This window comes from Enterobacter cloacae complex sp. IR5441, assembly GCF_049238215.1.
Lineage (GTDB): Bacteria > Pseudomonadota > Gammaproteobacteria > Enterobacterales > Enterobacteriaceae > Enterobacter > Enterobacter hormaechei_C.
The window spans coordinates 1-580 of the sequence record NZ_JBMKIA010000133.1 but is presented as its reverse complement, the minus strand read 5'-3'; the positions used below and the strand labels follow the sequence as shown (position 1 = coordinate 580).

The 580-nt window shown below is 51.0% G+C and carries 1 protein-coding gene; it reads right to left on the bottom strand.

The annotated features are described in order from the left end of the window. Positions 1–33: 33 nt before the first annotated feature. On the bottom strand, positions 34–580 hold a 547-nt coding region (locus ACOTX5_RS26740; RefSeq protein ID WP_139156205.1), incomplete at its 5' end, for a Tn3 family transposase.

Genomic DNA, 580 nt, shown 5'->3' with positions numbered 1-580 from the left:
GGGGTCTGACGCTCAGTGGAACGAAAACTCACGTTAAGCAACGTTTTCTGCCTCTGACGCCTCTTTTAATGGTCTCAGATGTCCTTTGGTCACCAGTTCTGCCAGCGTGAAGGAATAATGGCCGAGCATATTGATATGTCCGTGGCAAAGCGGGGAGAGGCGTGCGATATCTTCATCATTCAGTGTTTCACCCTGCGCCCGGAGATGATCCAGGGCTGCCTGCATATAAATAGTGTTCCATAACACGACGGCGTTAGTGACCAGCCCCAGTGTGCCCAGTTGATCTTCCTGACCGTCGGTATATCGTTTTCTTATCTCACCTTTTTGACCGTGACAGATGGCTCTGGCAACGGCATGGCGACTTTCTCCCCGATTAAGCTGGGTCAGAATGCGCCGGCGGTAATCTTCATCATCAATATAATTAAGCAGATACAGCGTTTTGTTGATGCGCCCCACTTCAATGATTGCCTGAGTCAGTCCGGAAGGACGTTCACTTTTCAGCAATGAACGGACCAGCACTGAAACCTGTACTTTGCCCAGCTTCAGGGAGCCAGCGGTCCGGATCATTTCGTCCCACTGA